Here is a 535-nt window from a genome sequence, read left to right as displayed (position 1 = left end):
CCACGAGATGGACTTCCGCATCTACGACCTCGGCGAACGCAGTGTGCTGGGCCGGATGAAGATGACGGAGGAATTCCCGCCCGAGGTGCCGCCGTACATCAACGTCTACTTCACCGTCGAGGACTGCGACGACGCCGTGGCGAAGGCGGCCAAGCTCGGCGGCGTCCTGCGCTTCGGCCCGATGACCACGCCGTTCGGCCGGTTCGCGGCCATCAGCGATCCGCAGGGCGCGAACTTCTCGGTGATCGACATCACGACTACCGAGGGAGACATGCCGAAGCTGACCGACGTGTCGTAGCCGCCCGGCCCTCCCGGCCGGGCGGACCGTGCGGCCATGGCATGATCGAGCCCATGCGTGAACGTGTTGTGGCCGCGTGCGACGGGGCTTCGAAGGGAAACCCGGGGCCCGCGGGCTGGGCCTGGGTCGTAGCCGACGCTTCCGAGAGCCCGGTGAGCTGGGAGGCGGGGCCGCTCGGCCTGTCTCTTATACACATCTCCGAGCCCACGAGACCTCTCTACATCTCGTATGCCGTCT

The 535-nt window shown here is 67.3% G+C and carries 1 protein-coding gene and 1 pseudogene; both read left to right on the top strand.

The features are described 5' to 3' along the window. The coding region (locus IF47_RS0126790; protein ID WP_031511619.1) for a hydrolase at positions 1–298 on the top strand (298 nt) is incomplete at its 5' end. 41 nt (positions 299–339) lie between these two features. Continuing rightward, positions 340–535: pseudogene (locus tag IF47_RS31830) on the top strand (hypothetical protein); the annotation flags it as partial.

The sequence above is a fragment of the Streptomyces megasporus genome, from assembly GCF_000718985.1.
Taxonomy (GTDB): Bacteria; Actinomycetota; Actinomycetes; order Streptomycetales; family Streptomycetaceae; genus Streptomyces; species Streptomyces megasporus.
Note: the sequence above shows the minus strand (reverse complement) of the source record. Positions and strands in the feature narration are given on the sequence as shown.